This is a genomic window from Polyangium spumosum (genome assembly GCF_009649845.1).
In the GTDB taxonomy this organism is placed as follows: Bacteria; Myxococcota_A; Polyangia; order Polyangiales; family Polyangiaceae; genus Polyangium; species Polyangium spumosum.
In genome coordinates this window covers 757,560-778,422 of the sequence record NZ_WJIE01000004.1, presented here as the reverse complement: position 1 = coordinate 778,422, position 20,863 = coordinate 757,560, and the positions used below count along the sequence as shown (strand labels likewise).

The window sequence follows — 20,863 nt, the reverse complement described above, 5'->3', positions numbered from 1 at the left end:
CGCTCTCTGCGATGCGACGGTCCCGCGCGCCCTGGCTCCTTGCTTCGATGCTGTCCATCCTGGCCCTCGCGCCCGAGGCCGAGGCGTACGAGCGGCAGTGGCACGTCGGCGGCGGGCTCGGGTATTCGCTCCTCCTGCCCGGCGGCAGCATTCCGACCACGGCGACCTCGCTGCACGGCGTCGGCGCGGCCGTGCACGGCACGTACGGCCTCAGCGACGCCTTCAATTTGATGGTCCAGGTCGACGGCAGCATCGCGCCGGGTCAGACGCCCGTCCTGCTCGCCGGAGGCGGCGTCGGCATTGGATACGTCATCGATGTCCTGCGCTGGGTCCCCTGGGCGGGCGTCATGGCCGGCGGGTATGCCGTCTCGGCGCTCGACCCGTGCGGCGCGGCCGGCGAGACCGGCTGCACGAGCGGCCGCCTCGGCCTGTCCGGGTTGGTTGGCGTCGACTACCAGGTCACCCGCAGCTTCACGCTGGGCGCCTCGGGCCGCTACGGCGTGCTCCTCCTCGGCCCGAAGGGCGGCTACGACCAGATGATCGGCGCTTTCCTCCGCGCCGAATACGTCTGGGGTTATTGAGGCGATTCTTTCGACCTTCGTGATCGCGGCGCCCTTCGTGGCGCTTCGGGCACCCGGTCGGTCGGCACCAGGCTGCCGCCCGGCGTCAGGTTCGTCCGGGCCACCTTCGGCGGCAGCTTTTGCGTCGCCATCTGCGACGAGTCCTGCGCGCGGCCCGGTGACGACACGATGGTCACGCGTGGCGCCGTCGTCCTCGATACGCACGCCGGCGCCACGTCCGGGACCTTCGGCGTCTGCGCGGCGTGCCCTCCCGACGGCGTCCGCGGCACCCGCTGCGTCGGCGCGCAGACGTCCGTGTCCGCCGTGACCACGAGCGCGTTCGGGATCGGGACGGGCGCGCGGACGGGCCGCCGGGACTTCCTTTGCTCGATCGGCTTCGGGGCGGAGGTCCAGCCGTCACGCGCCGTGGACGGGCTGTGGATGGGCGACGAGGGCGCGATCACGGCCTCGGAGGCGTCGAACAACGGCTTTCGTCGCGACGGCGGCGGTGGTTGATCCCGCAGCACCACGACGTCCGCTGGCGCCGCCGGGAGCACGACCCGCACGAGCGCGCCTCCGAGCTCGGACCGATCCAGCTCCAGCGCCCCGCCGTGTGACGCCGCGACCTGCCGCGCCAGCGTGAGCCCGATCCCGAGCGCGTCTTTTTTCGTCGTGAAGAAGGGATCGAAGATCCGGGCCCGCACGTCGGGCGGGATGCCTGGCCCCGCGTCCTCGACGCGCACCACCACCCGATCCATCTCGCGCGTGATGGCCACACAAACGAGCGGCTTCTGCTCCCCCTCGCCGGCCTTCGTGCTCGCCGCAGCGGCGGCGGCCGCGCAGGCCTCCACGCCGTTCGTGATCAGCGCGAGCAGGAGCTGACCGAGATCACTCCGCTTCCCCACCACGACAGGCGCCGTGCCGTGCATGACCGTCACCAGCAGATCGACGTTTTTTCCGCGCGCGGTGGGCTCGACGAGGGCGGCCGCCTCGTGCGCGAGATCCTCGAGGTCCACGGGCTCGGCGCTCGAGTCCTCCAGCGCGGAGAGCAGCCGCGTCCCCGCGGTGCGCGCGAAGCGCAGGGCCGTCGTGGCTTCGTCCTGGATCCGCGCGAGATCGTCGAGGGCCGAGGCCACGCCCGGGAAACGCACGCGCAGGTGGCCGATGAGCTTCTCCTGCTCCTCGAGCTGCGTGCCCAGCGAGGACAGCGGCCAGCGCATCTCGTCGGCGAACCCCGCCGCGAGCGAGCCCAGGATCGCGAGCCGCGCGAGCTTCGCGTCCGCGCCCCTCCCCTCGTGCGAGTCCCCCGCGACCTTCGTCGCCTCCACGAGGGCCGCGGCGTGCTCGCGCGCCTTCTCGTGCGCCATCGAGAGCGCGAGCATGTTCGCGGCCGTCTCCAGCACGAACGGCGCCTCCGGCGAGAGCATTTCCGGCGCCGACGCCGCCACGACCAGCACGCCGAGCACGTCCCGGCCGATCAGGATGGGCGCTGCGGCGATCGTCGCCCAGCCTGCGCTGCCGACGAGATCCGGATCGATGCGCCCGGCGAGCGCCTTCTGGGCCTCCGTCTCCGTGACGACGCGCCTCTTCTTCGCGGCCGTCTGCGCTGGAAACCAGGGCACCTCGGAGCTCGGGAACGTTCTGATGTAGGCGCGGAGCGTCGCGGGCAGCCCGACGTCCGCCTTCAGCTCGAGCCCGTCGTCGCTCGCCTCGTACGCGGCGCCGCGCGACGCGCCCACGCCTTCGAGCACGAGGGCGAGCGCCTCGGAGAGCAAACCGCCGGCCTTTCCGCGCGCGAGCAGACCGGAGAGGCCGAGCAGCGCCTGGAGCGAGGGGCTCGGCCTCGTCGCTGCGGTCGTACGGCGAACGGCCATGATGACCGGAGCGTACTCGGGATCGGGGCGTGGGGGATAGAGATACGCGCCGGGCCCCGGATGCGGGATGGGCGTGCGTCCGGGGCCTCGGCGGCGCGCCTCGTCACGGACAGGTCAAGCTACCGCAGTCCTCGCTCTTCGGATCGAAATCGGCGCATTTCGCGTTCGGCTGCAGGCCCCAGGTGCAATAGCTGAGGTAGCTGAACCCGTCGATCGTATTGAACGTCATATTGACGTCCGAGAACACCGGCGCGTTGTAGCAATCGTTCTTGTCGTAGCCGCGATAATAGATCTTGTCGCCGACCTCGAGGTTCGAGTCCATCAGCTTGATCGCGCCGAAGTCGCCGACGACGACCTCGGTCATCCCGCCCTCCGGGTCCGGCTGCGGCACGGGTTTCACGTTCTGGACCCGAACCTTCACGCCGCCCCACGCGTCGTGGAAGGCCTTGTCCGTCGGCGAGCCGAGCTTCGTCATGTCCGCCACGTCCGTGAACACGTGCGGCGCGGGCACGGGCGCCGTCCCCGTCTTCGTCACCGAGCACGTGAACGCGATCTGCGTCTGCGGCACCTGGCTGCCGTTCATCTCGTTCGCGCAGGCCGCGAGCAGGAACGAATCGGCCACGCCCGTGATGTCGAGCACGTCGCCCGGCTTCACGTCGTCCGGGATCGCGTCGCCCGGCAGCGGATCGTTCTCGAAGTAGTTCGAGAGCTTCGGGCAGTACGCCTTGTTGCCGCCCGGCGGGATCGACGCGGGCACGCCGTAGCTCAGCACCATCACGCCGGAGTACTCCTTCGTCTCCGCGAGGCCCGGCGCCGACACGAACACGCCCCAGAGGCAGTTGCCGGCGTTGCTCTGCGAGACGAGGAACTTGTGGCTCATGGCGACGGCGCCCTTCACCTTCACGGGCGTCCCCTTGCCCACCGCGCCGGCGGCGTTCGCGTTGGTGATCTGCTCGATCGTCACCTCCTTGCCGTCACACGCCGCCGCTCCGCCGCCGCCGCCGTCCCCGCCGCCGCCGCCCGTGCCGCCGCCCGCGCCGCCGTTGCCGCCGGGGCCCGTGGGGCCTGTCGCGCCGCTGCCGCCCTCGTTGCCGCCCGTGGGGTTGTTGTTCTCCTCCGTTCGACACGCCGTCGCGAGGACACAGAACCCGAGCACGCACGCCGCGCTCGTACCGAGAAAAGACCAGTGCTTTCGAAGGGACATGAAGGACCTCCTGCTCGCCGCTCGCGGCGTCGAAGAAAGATGCCCGAACCTAACACGCGCCCCCCACCCCTCGCCCGTGCTCTCGGCTTCCGCGCCGTTCGCCGCTTCCGCGCCGCCCGTGTCTTCCAGCCCCGCCTCCCCTTCCGCGTCCCTCGCCGCTTCCGCGCCTGACGCCCAAATCGCGTATGACGGAACACACAAATCTCGACGTGCGGCCGGGAATAAAGCGGTTCGCTGGGGGTTTGGGCCGCGCGATCAACGTCACCATGGCGTTGACACGGATCCGCCCACCGCTAGGATGCGCGCCGTTCACTCGGGGTAGATCGACGAGAACGCCGAGATCCCGAGGCATGGGGCGCCGCCGTGCGGCTCTGGCGGACCCCCAACTGGTTTCACCGTGCAGCGACAAAGGGGCGCGAGGTGCGCGCTCTACCGAAGGAGGTCGGATTGTCTACCGACGTGATGATCGAGGCCAATGGGCTCACCAAGCGATACGGGGCGTTTCGCGCGCTCGACAAGGTGAGCTTCGAGGTCCACCGCGGGGAGGTGGTGGGCTTTCTCGGCCCGAACGGCGCCGGCAAGTCCACGACGATGCGCATCCTCACCTGCTTCATTTCCGCCACCGGCGGGACGGCGCGGGTGCATGGCTACGACGTATTCGACGATCCCCTCGAGGTCCGCAAGAAGATCGGCTACCTGCCCCAGCGCGCTCCCCTCTACGGGGAAATGAACGTCTGGGAGTACCTGAGCTTCGTCGCGGAGATGCGTGGGCTCGAGACGTCCACGTTCAAGAAGCGCATGAAGGGGATCGTCGAGATCTGCGGTCTCGCCACGAGCCTCGGCAAGGACATCCGCGACCTGTCGCACGGCTACAGGCAGCGCGTCGGCCTCGCCCAGGCGCTCGTGCACGACCCGCCCATTCTCATCCTCGACGAGCCGACGAGCGACCTCGACCCGAACGAGAAGGCCGAGGTCATCAAGTACATCCAGGAGATCGGCAAGGAGCGCACGATCCTCCTGTCGACGCACAACCTCTCCGAGGTCGAGCAGGCGTGCGCGCGCGCCATCATCGTCTCGAAGGGGCGCATCGTCGCCGACGGGCCGCTCGAGGAGATCCGCGCGAGGACCGGCAAGGTCCGCTACGTCGTGCAGGTGCACGAGAAGCGCATCTTCGAGGGAGGCCCCGCGAAGAAGGCGCCGAGCGCCGAGGAGGTGCAGGCGGCGCTCGAGAAGCTGCCCGGCGTGACGAGCGTGATCGAGCTCCCGACGGACGATCGCGCGCACAGCTTCCAGCTCATGGGCGCGCAGGACGGCGACATCCGGCCGGAGATCTTCCAGCTCGTGGTCTCGAAGGGCTGGCTCATGCTCGAGATGCGGCGCGAGGCGCAGAAGCTCGAGGACGTGTTCAAGGCGCTCACGAAGCACGACGAGCGCCGCGATCGCGGCCGTCCCATCGTCGACGAGGACGAGGACGAGGACGAAGCGTCGGCCGCCGAAGAGGAAGACGAGGACGAGGACGAAGACGAGTCCGACGAAGACGAGTCCGACGAGGACGCGTCCGACGAGGACGAGGACGAAGACGAGTCCGACGAGGACGACAAGAAGAAGAAGGGCTGAACGCCGATGGGCACCACATTCATCATCGCGAAGCGCGAGTTCCGCTCGAACTTCGACTCGACGCTCGCCTACGTCGTGATCTGCCTCGGGCTGATCCTCCTGGGCTTCGTGTTCTTCGAGTTCGGGGGCGGCTTCTGGCAGCAGGACCGGGCCTCGCTCGTGCAGATCTTCGCGCAGGCGCCGCGGGGTTTGTCGTTCCTGATCATCCCCGTCGTGACGATGCGCCTCCTCGCGGAGGAGAAGCGCTCGGGCACGCTCGAGATGCTGATCACGCTGCCCGTCAAGGATCACGAGGTGATCCTGGGCAAGTTCCTCGGGGCGCTGGGGCTCGTGCTCCTGCTCGTCGCCTCGACGCTGCTCTACCCGCTCATGATGTTCTGGAAGCCGTGGGATCTCGGCCCGCTCGACATGGGCCCGGTCTACTCGGGCTACCTCGGCCTCCTGCTCTACAGCGCCGCGGCGGTCTCGATCGGCCTGCTCATCTCGGCGCTCGCGGAGAGCCAGACGGTCGCGTTTTTCATCACGTTCGTGACGCTCTTCGCGCTCCACATGGTGGGCAGCGTCGCCGACAAGATGCCCACGCCCTGGCTGCGTGAGGCGATCTCTTTCATCAGCTTCGACACCCGCCTCGTGCCCTTCGCCAAGGGCATGATCAACACCCGTGACATCGTCTACTTCGCCTCGATCACCGTGGGCTGCCTGATGGCGGCGTTCCGCGCGCTCGAGCGTCGGAAGTGGGCGTAGGAGGAAGGCCATGGAACGCAAGACCAAGGCCAAAGCGACGACCGGCGTTTATCTCGTCCTCGTCGCGGCGATTCTCGTCGTCGCGAACGTCATCGCGTTTGGCATGAACAAGCGCATCGACGTGACGAAGAACGAGCGGTTCACGCTCTCGAAGGGCTCTGCGCGCCTCGTGTCCGAGGGCCTCAAGCAGGACCTCGCGGTCGATGTCTACATCACCCGCGGCGGCCCCAAGCAGGAGGCGTTCATCCAGGACCTCGTCGACCTCATGAACGAGTACGAGCGGGCCGGCAGCGGCAAGTTCAAGTACACGCTCGTCGAGGCGAAGACCGAGGAGCAGAAGACGGCGGCGAAGGAGGCGGGGCTCCAGGAAGTGGTGCTCGGCGAGGGCAGCGAGACGGGCCAGGATTCGGCCACGATCACGCGCGGCTACATGGGCATCGCCTTCAAGTACGGCAGCGAGAAGGAGGCGATCCCGGTCCTCTCCGCCGACCAGTCGCAGGGGCTCGAGTTCTGGATCACCAACAAGATCCGGGAGATCCGCGACCGCGCCGACAACGTCTACCAGAAATACGGCGTCATCACGGGCAAGGACGAGATCAAGCTGACCGACACGAACCTCGTGGCGGCGCAGCCCGGCCGCGGCGGCGGGCCCTCGATGAAGGGCATCCTCGACCAGGCGTTGCCCTTCTACAAGATCGAGGAGGTCGACCTTCAGAACGGCGACGCCGAGATCAACAAGGAGCTCGCGGGCATCATCATCACGCAGCCCGCGAAGGACTACACCGAGAAGGAGCTCCGCCGCATCGACCAGTTCCTCATGGAGGGGAACAAGTCGGTCGTCGTGATCGCGGGCGCCGTGAACCTCAAGGCCTCCGACGCGGCGATGAAGGCCGAGCTGAACCTCCACGGCCTGGACAAACTGCTCGACGGCTACGGCGTCGAGATGAAGAAGGAAGCGATCATGGACTGGGGCCGCCCCGTCCGGATCGCGGTCCCGACGCAGACGGGCCAGGTCGTCGGCATCATCGGCTACGGCATGGCGCACGCGCAGCACGTCGACGGCCTCAACGAGGCCGAGCAGACGCTCGACTCGTCGTTCGCCGGCTTCTTCCGCATCGAGGAGCTCGCGTTCCCCTTCCCCTCGACGCTCGTCCCGCACCCGGAGAAGCAGCCGGGCGCGCAGATGAAGGTCGTCGCTCGCTCCACGCCGCGCAGCACGATCGACACCTCCGACGCGATCGACCTCAAGTTCTCGGCCCAGGCCAAGCCCAAGGGCGAGTACGGCCAGCGTGCGATGGCCGTCGCGCTCGAGGGCAAGATCAAGAGCGCGTTCGGCGCGGGTGAGGGCATCGAGGCGCCGGCCGAGTCGAAGGACAAGAGCCGCCTGCTCGTGATCAGCGCCTCGCAGTTCCTCGCGAACCCCTACGCGCGCTCGGGCAACCCGCCCCCGATGCCGCCGCAGATGGCGATGATGGGCGGCATGGGCGGCGACGAGGATCTGCAGATGCTCTCGATGCCGTACGCCCAGAACTACCTCACGGCGACGATCCTCGCGTTCAAGAACGTCCTCGACTGGATGAGCGGCGACAGCGACCTCATCGCGACGAGCGCGAAGCTCCTCCAGGAGCCGAAGCTCACGTACGCGAACATCGAGGCGCCGAAGCTCGACGCGACGGACGACGAGGCGACGGCGACGAAGAAGGCCGAGGAGTACCGCCTCGAGCGCAAGAAGACGCAGACGCGCGTGCAGTGGTCGCTCACGCTCTTCGGCCCCTTGCTCTTCGCGGCGTTCGGCCTCTTCCGCTGGTGGCGGCGTGAGAACGCGCGGGAATCCATCCGACTCGACTGACGAAGACGAAGGAGACCCATGAAGACCGAGCACAAGATCTACGTGGCCATCGGCGTCCTCGCGGCCCTCGGCGGAGGCCTCTACGCCACGAGGCAGACGAAGCAGAAGGAGCTCTCGGCCCACTCCGCGACCGCGGCGACGGCCGACTTCCCGGCCCTCGCGCCCTCGAAGGAGGACGTCGAGGCGATCACCAAGATCGAGATCAAGAACGCCGACAAGTCGAACGTCACGCTGGAGAAGAAGGGCGACGCGTGGGAGGTCATCTCCCCCGTGACCGCCAAGGCGAACGCTTCGAACGTGCGGTCGCTCCTCGACAACTTGAAGGAGATCAAGGTCAAGGAGAGCATCGACCGCGGGACGGGCACCTACAAGCAGTACGAGCTCGACGACGAGAAGGGCGTCCACGTCGTCGCCTACAAGGGCGACGGCAAGGTCTTCGACGCCTACTTCGGCAAGAGCGGCTCTCGTGGCCAGCTCGCGCGTGTCGGCGGCAAGGACGGCGCGTGGGTGGTCGGCGGCTACTCGAGCTTCCTCTACACGCGTGAGGTCAAGAACTGGCGCGAGACGTCGATCCTCAAGTTCGAGGACGCGAACGCGATCCAGGTGTCCGTGACCAACGCGAACGGCCAGTTCAGCTTCTCGCAGAACGACGGGAAGTGGTCCGGCTCGTACGCGAAGCGCGACAAGGGCAAGCTCGGCAAGGCCGAGACGAAGTGGGAGAAGTTCGACGAGGCCAAGGTCAAGGACATGCTGCGCGCGTACAAGTCCCTGACCGCGGAGGACTTCGGTGACGAGAAATCGGACACCGGGCTCGATGCGGCCGAGACGAACGGCGGCGTGGTCCAGATCAAGCTGAAGGACAACGCCGGCGACATCACGGTCAAGGTCGGCAAGACGAGCAAGGGATCGAGCCGCTTCGCCCAGAAAGAGGGCGCGGACGGCACGGTCTACGTGATCTCGTCCTGGTCGGGCGACTGGGCGACGGCGGACCGCGCCAAGTTCGAGAAGTCCGACGACAAGAAGAAGGACGAAAAGAAGGACGAGCACGGGGAGGACGACGGCCACGGCCACGGCGCGCCTCCCGAGCTCGAGTGATCCGGCGCCTTTAGGCTGAGGACACACGGAGGCCCCGTTCCCACCCGGAACGGGGCCTTCGGCTTTTGTCGCGCGAGAACGCTTGAATCTCGGGGGGATGCGTTTTAGGCCGCAGGGGTCATGAAAGCCTCTTACCGCTGGATTCGCGAGCTCGTCCCCGGCCTCGATGCTTCCCCCGAGGAGATCGGGCGGCGCTTGACGCACGCAGGCATCGAGGTCGAGGCGATCACCGAGTTCGGCGAGGGCACGAAGACGCTCGTCGTGGCCGAGGTGCTGTCCTTCGAGCCGCACCCGTCGCGGGCGAAGCTCAAGCTCGTCACGATCAACCGCGGCGGCGCGGAGCAGAAGATCGTCTGCGGCGCGCCGAACGTGCCCGAGCCGGGCGGGCTCGTCGCATTCGCGCCCCTCGGCGCCCACCTGCCGGCCGTGAACATGACGCTCACGCCGCGCGAGATCGGCGGCGTCGTCAGCGAGGGCATGCTCTGCTCCGAGCGCGAGCTCGGCCTCTCCGCCGTCGCGAGCAAGGAAGAGGACGCGGGGATCCTGATCCTGCCGAAGGGCCTCGCCGCGCCCGGCACGCCGCTGCGCGAGGCCATGCCCGAGGTGCACGACTACATCCTCCACCTTGGTTTGACCCCCAACCGTCCCGACGCGCTCGGCCACATCGGCCTCGCCCGCGAGATCGCCGCGCTCTTCAACCTGCCGTGGAAGCGGCCCACGCCGAGAGCCCCTGCGCGTTTCGCCGAAGGCGAGGCCGTCTCGCGCCATGTCTCCGTGCGGATCGACGACACCGAGCGTTGCCCGCGGTACGGCGCGGGCCTCGTGCTCGACGTGACGATCGGCCCCTCGCCCACGTGGTTGCGGTACCGGCTCGAGAGCCTCGGCGTGCGTTCGATCTCGAACGTCGTCGACGTGACGAACCTCGTGCTGCTCGAGTACGGACAGCCGATGCACGCGTTCGATCTGAGCGACGTGCGCGGCGGCCAGATCATCGTGCGCCGCGCCGCGCCGGGTGAACCCCTGAAGACGCTCGACGGCGAGGATCGCAAGCTCGACGCCGACGACCTCGTCATCGCGGACGCCGAGGGGCCGACCGCGCTCGCCGGCATCATGGGCGGCGCGGACAGCGAGATCCACTCGAGCACCACGCGCGTGCTGCTCGAGTGCGCCTACTTCGCGCCGCGTGGCGTCCGGCGCACCGCGCGCAGGCACGGCATGCACACCGAGTCGAGCCATCGCTTCGAACGCGGCGTCGATCACGGCTCGCTCGAGGACGCCCTCGCCTACGCGACGACGCTGCTCACGGAGCTCGCGGGTGGCGCGGCGGCGCGCGAGCCGATCCTCGCCGGCTCGAAGATCCCGCCCCGCGAGCCCGTGCGCCTGCGCGCGGCGCGCATGAACGCGCTGCTCGGCGTGGAGGTCCCGCTCCCCGAGGCGACCGACATCCTCGCGCGGCTCGGCTTCGAGATCCGCGCGACGCACGGCGAGGGCGAGGCCGCGTACGCCGACGTCGTCCCGCCGTCACATCGGCCCGACATCGCCGGCGAGGCGGATCTCGTCGAGGAGATCGTGCGCGTGCGTGGCCTCGGCACCGTGCCGACCGTGCTCCCCGCGCTCCGGCCCCAGCCCCCGCGCCACGCCTTCGACCTCGCGCTCCGCGTCCGTGGCGCGGCCGTCGCGGTGGGTTTGTCCGAGGCGATCACCTACGGCTTCGTCTCGCCCGAGGAGATCGAGGCGCTCGGCCTGCCGCCGGCGCCGTTCCGCCTCTTGAACCCGCTCACGCAGGATCGCTCCGTGATGCGCACCTCGTTGCTCCCGGGCCTGCTCGAGGCCGTGCGGCGCGCCCGCAGGCACGGCGTCCAGGACGCCCGGCTCTTCACGGTCGGCGCGCGTTTCCTCGCCGATCCTGCGCAGGCGCCGCTCGCCGACGAGGCCCCCTCGTTCGCCGCGGTCCTCGCCGGCTACCGCCGCTCGCCGCTGCAGAAGCCGGTCGAGGTCGACGTGTACGACGCGAAGGGCGTCGCGCTCGAGATCGTCGAGCGCGTGACCCATGAAGAAGCGACCGTCGCGCACCAGCCCGAGGCCTCACGCGCGCCGTACCTGCACCCGCGCGCGGCGGGGAACATCCTCGTGAAGGGCCGCGTCGTCGGCGCCTTCGGCGTCCTGCACCCCGACGTCGTCGACAAGCTCGACCTCGGCGGCCCCGCGGTCCTCGTCGAGCTCGATCTACGCGCGCTCGCCGAGGTGGGCGCTGCGCGGCCGCAGTACCGCCCGATCCCGACCTTGCCCGCGGCGACGCGTGACATCGCGCTGACCGTGCGTGACGAGGTCGAGGCGGGCGCGGTCGCGGCGGCCATCCGCGAGGCGGGCGGCGAGCTCTGCGAGTCCGTGGAGGTCTTCGACGTCTTCCGCGGCGGCAGCATCCCCGCGGGCCACCGCTCCCTCGCCTTCCACGTCGTCTACCGCGATCCACGCGCCGCGACCGACCCCGACAAGGCCCGCACGCTCACGGACGAGGAGGTCGACCGGCGGAACAAGGCCGTCTTCGAGACCGTCCACGCCCGATTCGGCGCCACGCTCCGCGCCTGAGCCACGGTTCTCCGTCCAGCCTATTCATGAAATTTCGACATCTCTGCGAACACGGAGGCCATTCCGTGTTTCTACGCAGCGTTTGCGCTAACCAAACGAGGGTCCCGGGCGCGAACGATTGACGGGCTCGGCTCACCCGGAAAAGACTGAAATTTGCTACGGGGCCCTTCGAGCGCTCCCCGTCGATCCGGGTCCCTCTTGCATCGCCGCGAGCGCTCTCCGGTCCCCTGTTCGACCTCACAAGGACGGGACGGAGCGGACATGGCGATCACCGGTAGACACCTTCGGGCAGGGCTCGTGCTCCTCGGCGTGGCGAGCGCCTTCGTGCCGAACGTCACGCGCGCGCAGCCTTACCAGTTCGACACGACCGAGGCGACGTTCGACACGACGTACGCGCAGACCCCCATCTCGCTCTCGGGCACGGTCAAGAACCGCTCGGGGCAGGCCATCGCGGGCGCCACGGTCACGGTCGTCGCCTGGGGCGACGGCGCGTCGAACGCGGGAAAAACCACGACCACGAGCGCCTCCGGCGGCTTCACCCTCACGGGCCTCAAGCGCCGGAACGTGCTGCTCAAGATCACCGCGTCCGGCCATTACAGCGAGATCGTCCCGGTCGATCTGCACCGGCCCACGAGCGAGACCGTCACGAGCACGGGCACGGTCTCCATGAACCCGCTGAAGACGGGCCGCGTGCGGCTCCTCTTCGGCGGCGACACCATGATGGGCCGTCGCTTCGTCGACCTCGACAACGACGGCATCGAGGGCGAGACCGGTGACCTCATCCGCCCCGCGACCCGCGCCGCCGACGCGCAGGCCATCTTCGCCTACGTGCGCGACGCCGTCTCCGCCGCCGACCACTCGATGGTGAACCTCGAGTCCCCGGTCACCTCGAACGCGGACACGCCGCATCCGTACAAGGACTACACGTTCTTCTCGTACCCCGAGACGCTCGCGGGCCTGACGTATGCGGGCATCGACGGCGTCGACATGGCGAACAACCACATCTTCGACTTCCTCACGGACGGCGTGACCGACTCGATGCTCCACGTCTCGAACGCGGGGTTCGACTGGTGTGGCGTGGGCGCGGACGAGTCGGACGCGAAGGCCTCCACGATCTACCGCACGCTGAACAACGTGCCGCTCGCGATGCAGGGCTTCGCCGAGCTGGTCTCGGACGGCTCGACGGAGCTCGACTACCTGCTCGTCGCTCGTGATCCGGACAAGGCCGGCGCGCTCGAGGCGTCGGCGGCGAACATGAACGCGTTCATCGACGACGAGACACCCGCGCGCTTCGCGATCCCCATGATCCACGGCGGCATCGAGTACTCCGAGTACCCGTCGAACCCGATGCGTTCGAAGTTCGTGTCACTCGTGAAGCGTGGCGCGGGGATGGTCGTCGCGCACCACACGCACACGGCCCAGGGCATCGGCCTCGTCAACCCCGGCACGGGCCCGCGCTTCGTGATGATGTCCCTCGGCAACTTCGTCTTCGATCAGGATCAGTACGAGACCTTCACGTCCTTCCTCGCCGTCGCCGACGTCGACGTGCTACCGGGCGGCGGCTTCGACGTCGCGCGGCTGGATCTCATCCCGATCACGATCGAGGGCTACGTGCCGAAGCTCGTCGCGGGGGAAGGGCTCGCGCGCGCGGGGCGCCATTTCGCGCACCTGTCGACCTACCTGCCCAGGAGCCCGGTCGGCCAGAACATCACGGACGGGCTCTCCGGCGCCGTGGTGTTCCCCGCGGGGCACCGGATCGTCGCGCTGCGTTCGTCGTCGCAGTACACGACGATGTCGACGAACCAGGCGATCAACGCGCCGGTGACGAGCGGGGCGACGGGCCCCATCGCGTTCACGCGCTCGGCGCCGTCGGACTCGCTCTCGTACGTGAAGGCGAACGCGAGCGCGACGGTCGAGTGGGGCCGCGAGATCCTGCTCCACGGGGACTTCGAGGACCTCGACGTGGACGGCGATTTCAGCGAAGGACACGCGTGGGATCAGAGCGCGGTCCGCTACGTGGCGAACAGCGTCACGCGCAGCGGCATGGGCGCGCTCGTGATGCTCCGGAACTCCTCGAACATGTCGGAGATCCAGGTCTACAGCCGGCACCGCGTCCCCTTCCCCGCCGGCGCGAAGCTCACGTTCACCGGCTGGGTCCGCGGCGACAACGCGGGCGCCTTCACGATGACGACGCGCATGTACAGCGACAGCGGGGCGCTGCTCAGCCAGACGGACTCGTTCACGAAGACGGCGGGCACGTACGGATGGACGCAGTTCGTCGTCAACGTCACGGCGGCGTCGACCGCGACGAGCGCGCGCTTCTACTTCCGGCTCGTGCCCCCGGCGACGGGCGAGGGGCGCCTCTTCGTGGACGACTTCAGCCTCATCCACTGGGAGAAGAGCTCGAGCTACGCGCAGTACGGGTTCGCGATCCCCGCGCCGAACAACTGGAGCCACGTGCGCTTCACGAACGTGGCCGCGGGCGTGGGCAACCTCGGCGTCACGCTCGGGCATCGAACGTTCACCGTGAACTAGTCCGCCGCGTCCTCCGCGAGCAGCTTCGACCAGAAAGCTCTGACCTCGTCGATGCGCTCGGTGCGCGCGGCCGGCGGCAACCCGTCGAGCAAGAGCGCGCCGTAGCCACGCGTCTTCACCCGCCTGTCGAGGATCGCCACGATCCCGCGATCCTGCCGCGTCCGGATCAGCCGACCGAACCCTTGCTTCAGCGTGATGGCCGCCTGCGGCACGGTGTACGTGGCGAAGGGCGAGTGCCCCGCCTGCTCGATCGCCTGCGATCGCGCGACGACCACCGGATCCGTGGGCACGGCGAAGGGGATCTTGTCGATCACCACGAGCCGGAGCGCGTCGCCGGGCACGTCCACGCCCTCCCAGAAGCTCATCGTGGCCACGAGGACCGCGTGGTGCGCCGCGCGGAACTTCGAGAGCAGCATCCGCTTCGGCGCCTGCCCCTGCACCATGAGCGGCCCCGGCACCCTGCCCGCGAGCGCGCGGCCGAGCGCGACCATGGAACGGTTGGAGGTGCAAAGAACAAACGCGCCACCCCCCACGATGCCGACGAGCTCGACGATCCGATCGGCGGACGCGGCGAGGAACGCGGGATCGGAGGCCTCCGGCAGATCCCGCGGCGTGTAGAGCAATGCGCGCGAGGCGTAGTCGAAGGGCGACGGCACGACGAGCTCGTCGACGGGCACGGTGAGGCGCTCGTCGAGGCCGAGGCGCGTGCGCAAGAAACGAAAGTCCCCCGCCTTCGCCGTCATCGTCGCGCTCGTGAGCACGACGCCGCCGATCCGCTCGAAGATCCCCTCGCGGAAGAGCCACCCGACGTCCACGGCCGACGCGCCCACCGACACGGAGCGTGATCGCACCTCGACCCACGTCACCTGGTTCGACTTGCCGTCCACGATCTTCGCCGCGTCCGCGCGTAACGTCTCCGCACGCGTCCCCACGAGCGCGACCGCCTCCGTGATCGCGTGCGCCGACGCGTAACCCGCGAGCGCCTCGAGCGCCTCGTCGAAGTGGTGATACGCGTCGAGCAGCTCACCCGCCCACACCTCGCGCCGCAGCTCCACGCGGCCCTCGCGCGCCTCGTCTCCTCCGGCCTGCGCGAGCCTCGCGAAGAAGCGATCGGCCGCCTCCCGCACGAGCGCCACGATCGCGGTCCCCTCCCCTCGGCCGAGGATCCGATCGGCGAGCCCGCTCGCGATGAACGCGCGATCGGCGTCTCGCAGCATCGAGTCGACGCGAGCCCCGGAGATGCGCGTGCCAAAAAACTCCGTCGCGATGTCCTCGAGCTCGTGCGCCTCGTCGAAGATCACCGCGTCGTACGGCGGCAGCGCGCCCGCGCCCGGCACGTTGCCGCGCCCGAGCTTCAGCGAGAGATCCGCGAAGAAGAGGTGGTGGTTCACCACGAGCACGCGCGCCTCCTCGGCCTCGCGTTTCATGCGCGTGACGAAGCACTTCTCGAAGAACGGGCACGCCGCTCCGATCCGCGTCTCGCTCGACGAGCACACCTCGCGGCGGATCGGATCCGACTCCGCGAGCGTCACGAGCTCCGCGAGATCCCCGCTCTCCGTGTCCCGCGCCCACGCCTCCACGACGGGCAACGAACGCAGGACGCCCGGGTCGTGTTGCGACTCGGGGCTCGTGCGTAACTCGTCGAAACGCCGCAGGCAGAGGTAGTTGCCGAGCCCCTTCACGAGCGCGGCCGAGACGCGGAGGCCCAGGTATTCCGCGACGAGCGGCAGATCCTTCGCGAAGATCTGCTCTTCGAGCGCCTTCGTCGCGGTGGAGATCACGACCTTGCGACCGCTCAGGATCGCCGGGACGAGGTACGCGAGTGTCTTTCCCGTGCCCGTGCCCGCCTCGCAGAGCAGCACCCGATCCTCGTCGAGCGCGCGCTCCACCGCGTCGGCCATCGCGAGTTGCCCCTCGCGATCTTCGTAGCCCTCGAACGCCCGCGCGAGCGGCCCCTCCGGGCCGAGCCATTTTCGCGCGCGCCCTTCCCTCTTCGACGCTTCTTGCGGCTCGTCGAGCTCGTCGTCGTCGTAGCTCACTACGTCCGCGACGCCGCCTTCTCGAGCGAGAGCGCGAAGCCGACCTCGGCCATCGCCTCGTCGAGCCCCGCCACCCGCTTCTCGAAGGAGACCTCGAACCAGCTATCGAGCGTGCGCTCCTCGTCGCTCGGGTCCGGCAGGCGCGTGACGTGCGTCGCGACCTCGGCGTACCCGCGCTCTTTCGCGGCCACGCCGAGCTGCCTGGCGCGCTCGAACATCACGTCCTCGGCGTCGTGCGGGAAATCGCTGCGCTGCGCGCGGAGCACGAGGCTCACCGCGACCTCGCCCGCGTGCACGCGGACGCCCGAGTCCATGATGAGGTTCTCCCGCGCGCGCTCGGCGACGTGCACGACGTCACCGCGCGTGCGGTACACCTCGAACCCTGCAGCGATCAAAGCTTTTTTGACTTCGGCCGGCGTCGGCATCGTCCGATCGTTCCGGGCCCCCCGATGGATTTGGACCGGGCCCAAGGCTCTCAACTTCGTGAAGAAACGTCAAGGGTCGGTTCGGCGTCGCCCATCGTGATCCCCGCGTCGAGGAACGCGAGCCCCACGATCGCGCCGCCGAGCTCCTCCTGGATCCAGACGACGCGACCGCAGCGCGATCCCTCGTCGCCCAGGCCCACCTCGAAGCACTCGCCGAGGCCCACGGGCTCGTCGAGGATCGCGCGCAGGCCTCCCAGGCTGATGTTGAGCGCAAAGCCGTGCACCTCCCTCTCCCCTCGCCGCAGCACCACCCGCTCGGTGAACGGGCGGCGCGACGAGGTGCGGCGGCGGAGGCCGGCCGTGGAGGGAGGAGCACAAGTCGTAGGCGTCAAGGAACGGCGTTTCACGAGACTCGGGAGCGTAGCAGCCGGCCTCGCCTTGTCAGCCTACGTACGGTTTTTCCGCTCGATTTCGCCCTGGGCTCAATGCGTGGCGTTCGGGGCGTGTCCGCTCGAGCCGTCGTCGGGCTCCTGGTACACGGGCGCGGGCTCGAGGACGTTGAGCTGATCACGCTTCAGCTTGAGGCCCTTGTCCGAGAAGAACAGGTCGTTCTCCTCGAGGCGGGAGCGGACGCGGCCGATGAAGAGGATCGGGTCCCCTTCGCGGGTGTAGCCGAGCTGGACGATCGCGCCCTTCGGCCACGATCCACCGTCGAACGTGAGCTCGCGACGCAGGGTGTAGAAGCCCTCGGGCGTGAGCCGCTTCAACGTGCTGGCCCAGTTCAGGCCGCGGAACTCGATGCCCGGGCCGTGGAAATGCCAGCGGTTGTGGATGTTGTGGTCGGGCGTGATGACCTGCGGAAGGCCGCTGTCCGAGTGGTTGTGGAAGTAGACGATGGAGTTGGCAGGGACCTTCTGCTCGTTGCCCGGGAGCGGCTGCGACGTCAGGTAGAGCCCGCAATCCGGCAACATGTTTTTCGGGGTGGCCATGGGACCGGCAGCTTACTCATCACGCGCCGGGCGGTCGAGCCGTTCGACGTGGTTGAACGGGCCTCTCCCCCAGCGCCTCTCGCTTGAACTCGTGCTATGCCGGGGCCTCGGTTGATCCCTGCGAGGCGTCTGACCTCGCCACGCCGGATGCGGAGCTCGAGCACGTGAACAAGTTGACAAGCATCCTGGGCGGCTTCGCCGTCATCGCCATCGCCGTCGTCTTCATCATCGGTTTCAATCCGAACGCGGGACAGCAGGTGGTCGAGTCGGCGAGGTGCGCCGTGGAGATCCGCGGGAACTGCATCCCGTCGGGCCATTACTGGGCCTCGTACCGCATGCTCGCGCCGCGCGCCGACGCGGAGATCTTGCGTCAGTTGAACTTCCGCAGGATCGCGGCCGAGGGGCTGATCGAGCGGCACCTCCTGAACGAGGACGCGAAGCGGCTCGGGATCACCATCTCCGACGACGAGCTCAACGAGGCGCTCACCTCGGGCCGGATGCACGTCTCGATGCCCCTCGCGCCCATCACCATGCCCGACGGTCGCGTGCTCGATCCTCGCGGGCCCTCGTACAGGGGCCTCGGCATGGTCCGGATGCTGAACGTGAAGAACCGGCAGACGGGGAAGTTCGACCTCAAAGCGTACGAGCGTGAGGTCCGCCTCATCGCGAAGATGAGCCCGCAGGATTTCCGCGAGTACCAGAAGGAAGAGCTCATCGCGGCGCGTATGCGTGACCTCGTCCGCTCGCGCGTGGTCGTGGGCGAGAACGAGGCGTTTGATCGGTACAACCAGGACAAGTCGACGGCCTCGGTCTCCTACGTCCGCCTCGACAAACGTTTCTTCGCCGATCTCGTGGCCGACAAGTCGCAGAAGGCGATCGACGCGTGGGTCGCGCTGAACAAGGAGGAGGAGGAGCGCCAGTGGAGCTCGCGCAAGGCCTCGTACCTGCCCGAGTGCCGCGTGACGCGCCACATCCTCGCGAAGATCGATCAGGAGGCGAGCGACCCGACCGAGGCCAAGAAGAAGGCCAAGGAGAAGATCGAGCAGGCGAAGGCGCGGCTCGACAAGGGCGAGAGCTTCGCCGACGTGGCGCGCGCGATGAGCGAGGACGGCAGCGCGGAGCGCGGCGGCCTGCTCGGCTGCGTGACGAAGGGCAAGATGGTCAAGCCCTTCGAGGACGCGATGCTCAAGGCCGAGCCCGGCAAGGTGACGGATATCGTCGAGAGCGAGTTCGGGTATCACCTCGTGCTCGTCGACAAGATCGCGAAGGACCTCGAGGCCGAGACCATCGGCCGCGCCGAGGTCGACGAGGAGCTCTACCTCAAGTTCGAGACCGAGCGCCTCTCGGCCGAGGCCGCGAAGACGATCCTCGCCGCGGTGAAGGGCGGCAAGACGCTCGACGAGGCGGTCGAGGCGTACCTCGTGGAGCTCGAGGCGAAGCTCGGCGCGAAGGACGAGAAAAAAGACGGCAAGGCCAAGAAGGACGAGAAGAAGGACGGCGAGAAGAAGGACGAGGCCGCGGCCGATTCGCCCGCGCGCAAGCACCCGCATCGCCCCGTCGTCGAGTCGAGCCTGCCCTTCAACAGCTCGGGCAGCCCCATCCCGGGCGTGATGCCCGGCTCGAACGCCGCCTCGCTCGCCTTCAAGCTGGACAAGCCGGGCCAGCCCGCGGACGAGATTGTCCAGCTCTTCAACGGCTACGCCGTGATGGTCCTGAAGGAGAAGAAGCCCGCCTCGAAGGAGGACTGGGAGAAGAACCGCGACGACTACATGGCCCAGTTCCTCGTCCAGAAGCAGGAGGACGCCCTCGTCGCTTACATCCAGCGGCTCCGGAACACGCTCGGGACGGAGATCAAGTTCGGCGGCTCGGAGTTCACGACGGAAGCGAAGCCGAAGAACGAGGCCGGCGAGGACCTGGGACAGTAGCGGAACGGGCCCGGATGCATCATTCGTGAGGGCGGATGCTGATCCACCACGACCTCGTCCTCCCGAACGGGCTGCCGCTCGTCATCGTGCCGCAGCCGAGCGTACACCGCGCGGTCGCGGCGTTGTTCCTGCGTACGGGCTCGCGTTTCGAGACCGCACGGACGAACGGAATTTCGCACTTCCTTGAACACATGGTCTTCCGGGGGACGAAGGATCTCCCGTCGGCCCACGCGCAGGCCCTCGCGTTCGAGCGCCTCGGCGGGACGCTCTACGCCGCGACCTACGTGGATCACGGCGTGATGAGCATCTCGGTTCCGCCGCGGAACTTCGAGCAGGTGATCGCGCTGCTCGGCGAAGTGACGACGGTGCCGCGCTTCTCGGATCTCGAGATCGAGCGCGGCATCGTGCGCGAGGAGATCCTCGAGGACCTCGACGACGACGGGCGCATCATCGACGCCGACAACCTCGCGCGCGCGCTGATGTACCAGGAGCACCCGCTCGGCTACACGATCACGGGCGGCCTCGACACGCTCGCGCTCTTCGACGAGCCGATGCTGCGCGCCCACCACGCGCGCCATTACACGACGTCGAACGCCGTCCTCTGCCTGTCGGGCAACCTCGACCCGGAGCGCGTGATCAAGGCGGCCGAGCGTGCGTTTGCGCCGATGCCCAGGGGCAGCCGCATCAGCGCGGCGCCGCCGCCGAACGGACAGAAGAAGCCGCGCTTCGAGTTCATCGAGAACCAGTCGAGCCAGACGGAGCTCCGCGTCGCGTTCCGCGCGGTGAGCGAGAAGGACAAGCTCGAGCCGGCCGTGGAGATGCTCCTGCGCGTGCTCGACGACGGCATGTCGACGCGCCTCTACGAGCGCATCTGCGACAGGCTCGGCCTCTGTTACGACGTGTCGGGCATGTTCGAGGCGTACGAGGACGACGGGGTCGTCGACATCGCCGCGGGCGCGGCGCACGAGCGTGCGACCGTGGTGCTCAAGGAGATCTTCGCCCTCGTGCACGAGCTCGCCTCGCACGGGCCCACGCCCGAGGAGCTCGACAAGGCGAAGAACCGCCACCTCTGGTCCGTGGAGGCCATGCTCGACGACGCCGACGCCATCGCGAGCTTCTACGGCCTCGCCGCCTTCGCGGACATCGCCCGGACGCCGATGGCGCGGCACGAGGAGCTCGCCAGCGTGACGATCGCCGACGTGCGCGACGCCGCCCAGCGTATATTCCGTCCCGAGCGGATGACCACGGTCGCCGTGGGCCTGCTCAGCCGCGCGGAAGAGGGGCGGATGGAGCGAGCGGTCAAGAACTTTGGCGGATGAAGCACAGAACCGGATGGTTTTCCAAGGCAGAAACGCGCGCAGTTATTGAAGTAGTTACGAAAGCAGGAGCTCGGGACGGAACGTTCTTGCATGCATGCG

The 20,863-nt window shown here is 68.6% G+C and carries 15 protein-coding genes; 9 read left to right on the top strand and 6 right to left on the bottom strand.

What is annotated here, in order from left to right; all coding sequences use genetic code 11:
* Positions 1–11 precede the first annotated feature (11 nt).
* On the top strand, positions 12–581 hold the full coding sequence (locus GF068_RS17040) for a hypothetical protein (protein ID WP_153820415.1): 570 nt from the start codon (positions 12–14) through the stop codon (positions 579–581).
* On the opposite strand, the gene GF068_RS17035 is transcribed toward GF068_RS17040, so the two are convergent.
* The gene (locus tag GF068_RS17035) at positions 575–2,434 is read right to left on the bottom strand and encodes a GAF domain-containing sensor histidine kinase (protein ID WP_153820414.1); all 1,860 of its coding nucleotides are present in this window, start codon (positions 2,432–2,434) and stop codon (positions 575–577) included. The genes GF068_RS17040 and GF068_RS17035 overlap by 7 nt on opposite strands.
* Positions 2,435–2,537: 103 nt before the next feature.
* Positions 2,538–3,638 (bottom strand): hypothetical protein, encoded by a 1,101-nt coding sequence (locus GF068_RS44280; RefSeq protein ID WP_206079487.1) that lies wholly within the window; start codon positions 3,636–3,638, stop codon positions 2,538–2,540.
* Between the two features lie 447 nt (positions 3,639–4,085).
* On the opposite strand from GF068_RS44280, the gene GF068_RS17025 reads away from it, so the two are divergent.
* The 6 genes from GF068_RS17025 (at position 4,086) to GF068_RS17000 (ending at position 14,067) form a co-directional block, all read left to right on the top strand.
* Positions 4,086–5,255 carry an ATP-binding cassette domain-containing protein gene (locus GF068_RS17025; protein ID WP_240806951.1) on the top strand — a complete coding sequence of 390 codons (1,170 nt, stop codon included), beginning with the start codon at positions 4,086–4,088 and terminating at the stop codon, positions 5,253–5,255.
* A gap of 6 nt (positions 5,256–5,261) precedes the next feature.
* Positions 5,262–5,999, top strand: a complete 738-nt coding sequence (locus tag GF068_RS17020; protein ID WP_153820413.1) for an ABC transporter permease — start codon at positions 5,262–5,264, stop codon at positions 5,997–5,999.
* Positions 6,000–6,009: 10 nt separating this feature from the next.
* Positions 6,010–7,848: a GldG family protein gene (locus GF068_RS17015; protein WP_153820412.1), complete on the top strand. Its 1,839-nt coding sequence runs from the start codon at positions 6,010–6,012 to the stop codon at positions 7,846–7,848.
* Positions 7,849–7,866: 18 nt separating this feature from the next.
* Positions 7,867–8,943 carry a DUF4340 domain-containing protein gene (locus GF068_RS17010; protein ID WP_153820411.1) on the top strand — a complete coding sequence of 359 codons (1,077 nt, stop codon included), beginning with the start codon at positions 7,867–7,869 and terminating at the stop codon, positions 8,941–8,943.
* A gap of 120 nt (positions 8,944–9,063) precedes the next feature.
* The gene (pheT, locus tag GF068_RS17005) at positions 9,064–11,532 is read left to right on the top strand and encodes a phenylalanine--tRNA ligase subunit beta (RefSeq protein ID WP_153820410.1); all 2,469 of its coding nucleotides are present in this window, start codon (positions 9,064–9,066) and stop codon (positions 11,530–11,532) included.
* Between the two features lie 261 nt (positions 11,533–11,793).
* Complete coding sequence (locus GF068_RS17000; RefSeq protein ID WP_153820409.1) at positions 11,794–14,067, top strand: CapA family protein; 2,274 nt, start codon at positions 11,794–11,796, stop codon at positions 14,065–14,067.
* Here GF068_RS17000 and GF068_RS16995 read toward each other — a convergent pair.
* The 4 genes from GF068_RS16995 to GF068_RS16980 all read right to left on the bottom strand — a co-directional run bounded on the left by GF068_RS16995 (position 14,064) and on the right by GF068_RS16980 (position 17,520).
* Positions 14,064–16,106: an ATP-dependent DNA helicase gene (locus GF068_RS16995; protein WP_338046427.1), complete on the bottom strand. Its 2,043-nt coding sequence runs from the start codon at positions 16,104–16,106 to the stop codon at positions 14,064–14,066. The two genes, GF068_RS17000 and GF068_RS16995, sit on opposite strands and share 4 nt — an antisense overlap.
* Positions 16,106–16,531, bottom strand: coding sequence for a hypothetical protein (locus GF068_RS16990; RefSeq protein WP_153820408.1), 426 nt, complete (start codon positions 16,529–16,531; stop codon positions 16,106–16,108). Before GF068_RS16990 ends, GF068_RS16995 begins: the two co-directional genes overlap by 1 nt.
* 50 nt (positions 16,532–16,581) lie before the next feature.
* On the bottom strand, positions 16,582–16,938 hold the full coding sequence (locus GF068_RS16985) for a PilZ domain-containing protein (RefSeq protein ID WP_338046426.1): 357 nt from the start codon (positions 16,936–16,938) through the stop codon (positions 16,582–16,584).
* A gap of 75 nt (positions 16,939–17,013) precedes the next feature.
* Positions 17,014–17,520, bottom strand: coding sequence for a hypothetical protein (locus tag GF068_RS16980; RefSeq protein ID WP_153820406.1), 507 nt, complete (start codon positions 17,518–17,520; stop codon positions 17,014–17,016).
* 164 nt (positions 17,521–17,684) lie between these two features.
* On the opposite strand from GF068_RS16980, the gene GF068_RS16975 reads away from it, so the two are divergent.
* Both GF068_RS16975 and GF068_RS16970 read left to right on the top strand, forming a co-directional pair.
* Entirely contained in the window at positions 17,685–19,445 is a 1,761-nt protein-coding gene (locus GF068_RS16975; RefSeq protein ID WP_170319525.1) for a peptidylprolyl isomerase, read from the top strand.
* A 35-nt stretch (positions 19,446–19,480) separates the two neighbouring features.
* Positions 19,481–20,764, top strand: coding sequence for a M16 family metallopeptidase (locus GF068_RS16970; RefSeq protein WP_153820404.1), 1,284 nt, complete (start codon positions 19,481–19,483; stop codon positions 20,762–20,764).
* Positions 20,765–20,863 lie beyond the last annotated feature (99 nt).

Bases quoted from the DNA above. Each gene is read 5' to 3' on its own strand.
- GF068_RS17040 (WP_153820415.1), top strand. From the start codon at position 12: ATGCGACGGTCCCGCGCGCCCTGGCTCCTTGCTTCGATGCTGTCCATC.
- GF068_RS17035 (WP_153820414.1), bottom strand. From the start codon at position 2,434: ATGGCCGTTCGCCGTACGACCGCAGCGACGAGGCCGAGCCCCTCGCTC.
- GF068_RS44280 (WP_206079487.1), bottom strand. From the start codon at position 3,638: ATGTCCCTTCGAAAGCACTGGTCTTTTCTCGGTACGAGCGCGGCGTGC.
- GF068_RS17020 (WP_153820413.1), top strand. From the start codon at position 5,262: ATGGGCACCACATTCATCATCGCGAAGCGCGAGTTCCGCTCGAACTTC.
- GF068_RS17015 (WP_153820412.1), top strand. From the start codon at position 6,010: ATGGAACGCAAGACCAAGGCCAAAGCGACGACCGGCGTTTATCTCGTC.
- GF068_RS17010 (WP_153820411.1), top strand. From the start codon at position 7,867: ATGAAGACCGAGCACAAGATCTACGTGGCCATCGGCGTCCTCGCGGCC.
- pheT (WP_153820410.1), top strand. From the start codon at position 9,064: ATGAAAGCCTCTTACCGCTGGATTCGCGAGCTCGTCCCCGGCCTCGAT.
- GF068_RS17000 (WP_153820409.1), top strand. From the start codon at position 11,794: ATGGCGATCACCGGTAGACACCTTCGGGCAGGGCTCGTGCTCCTCGGC.
- GF068_RS16990 (WP_153820408.1), bottom strand. From the start codon at position 16,531: ATGCCGACGCCGGCCGAAGTCAAAAAAGCTTTGATCGCTGCAGGGTTC.
- GF068_RS16980 (WP_153820406.1), bottom strand. From the start codon at position 17,520: ATGGCCACCCCGAAAAACATGTTGCCGGATTGCGGGCTCTACCTGACG.
- GF068_RS16970 (WP_153820404.1), top strand. From the start codon at position 19,481: ATGCTGATCCACCACGACCTCGTCCTCCCGAACGGGCTGCCGCTCGTC.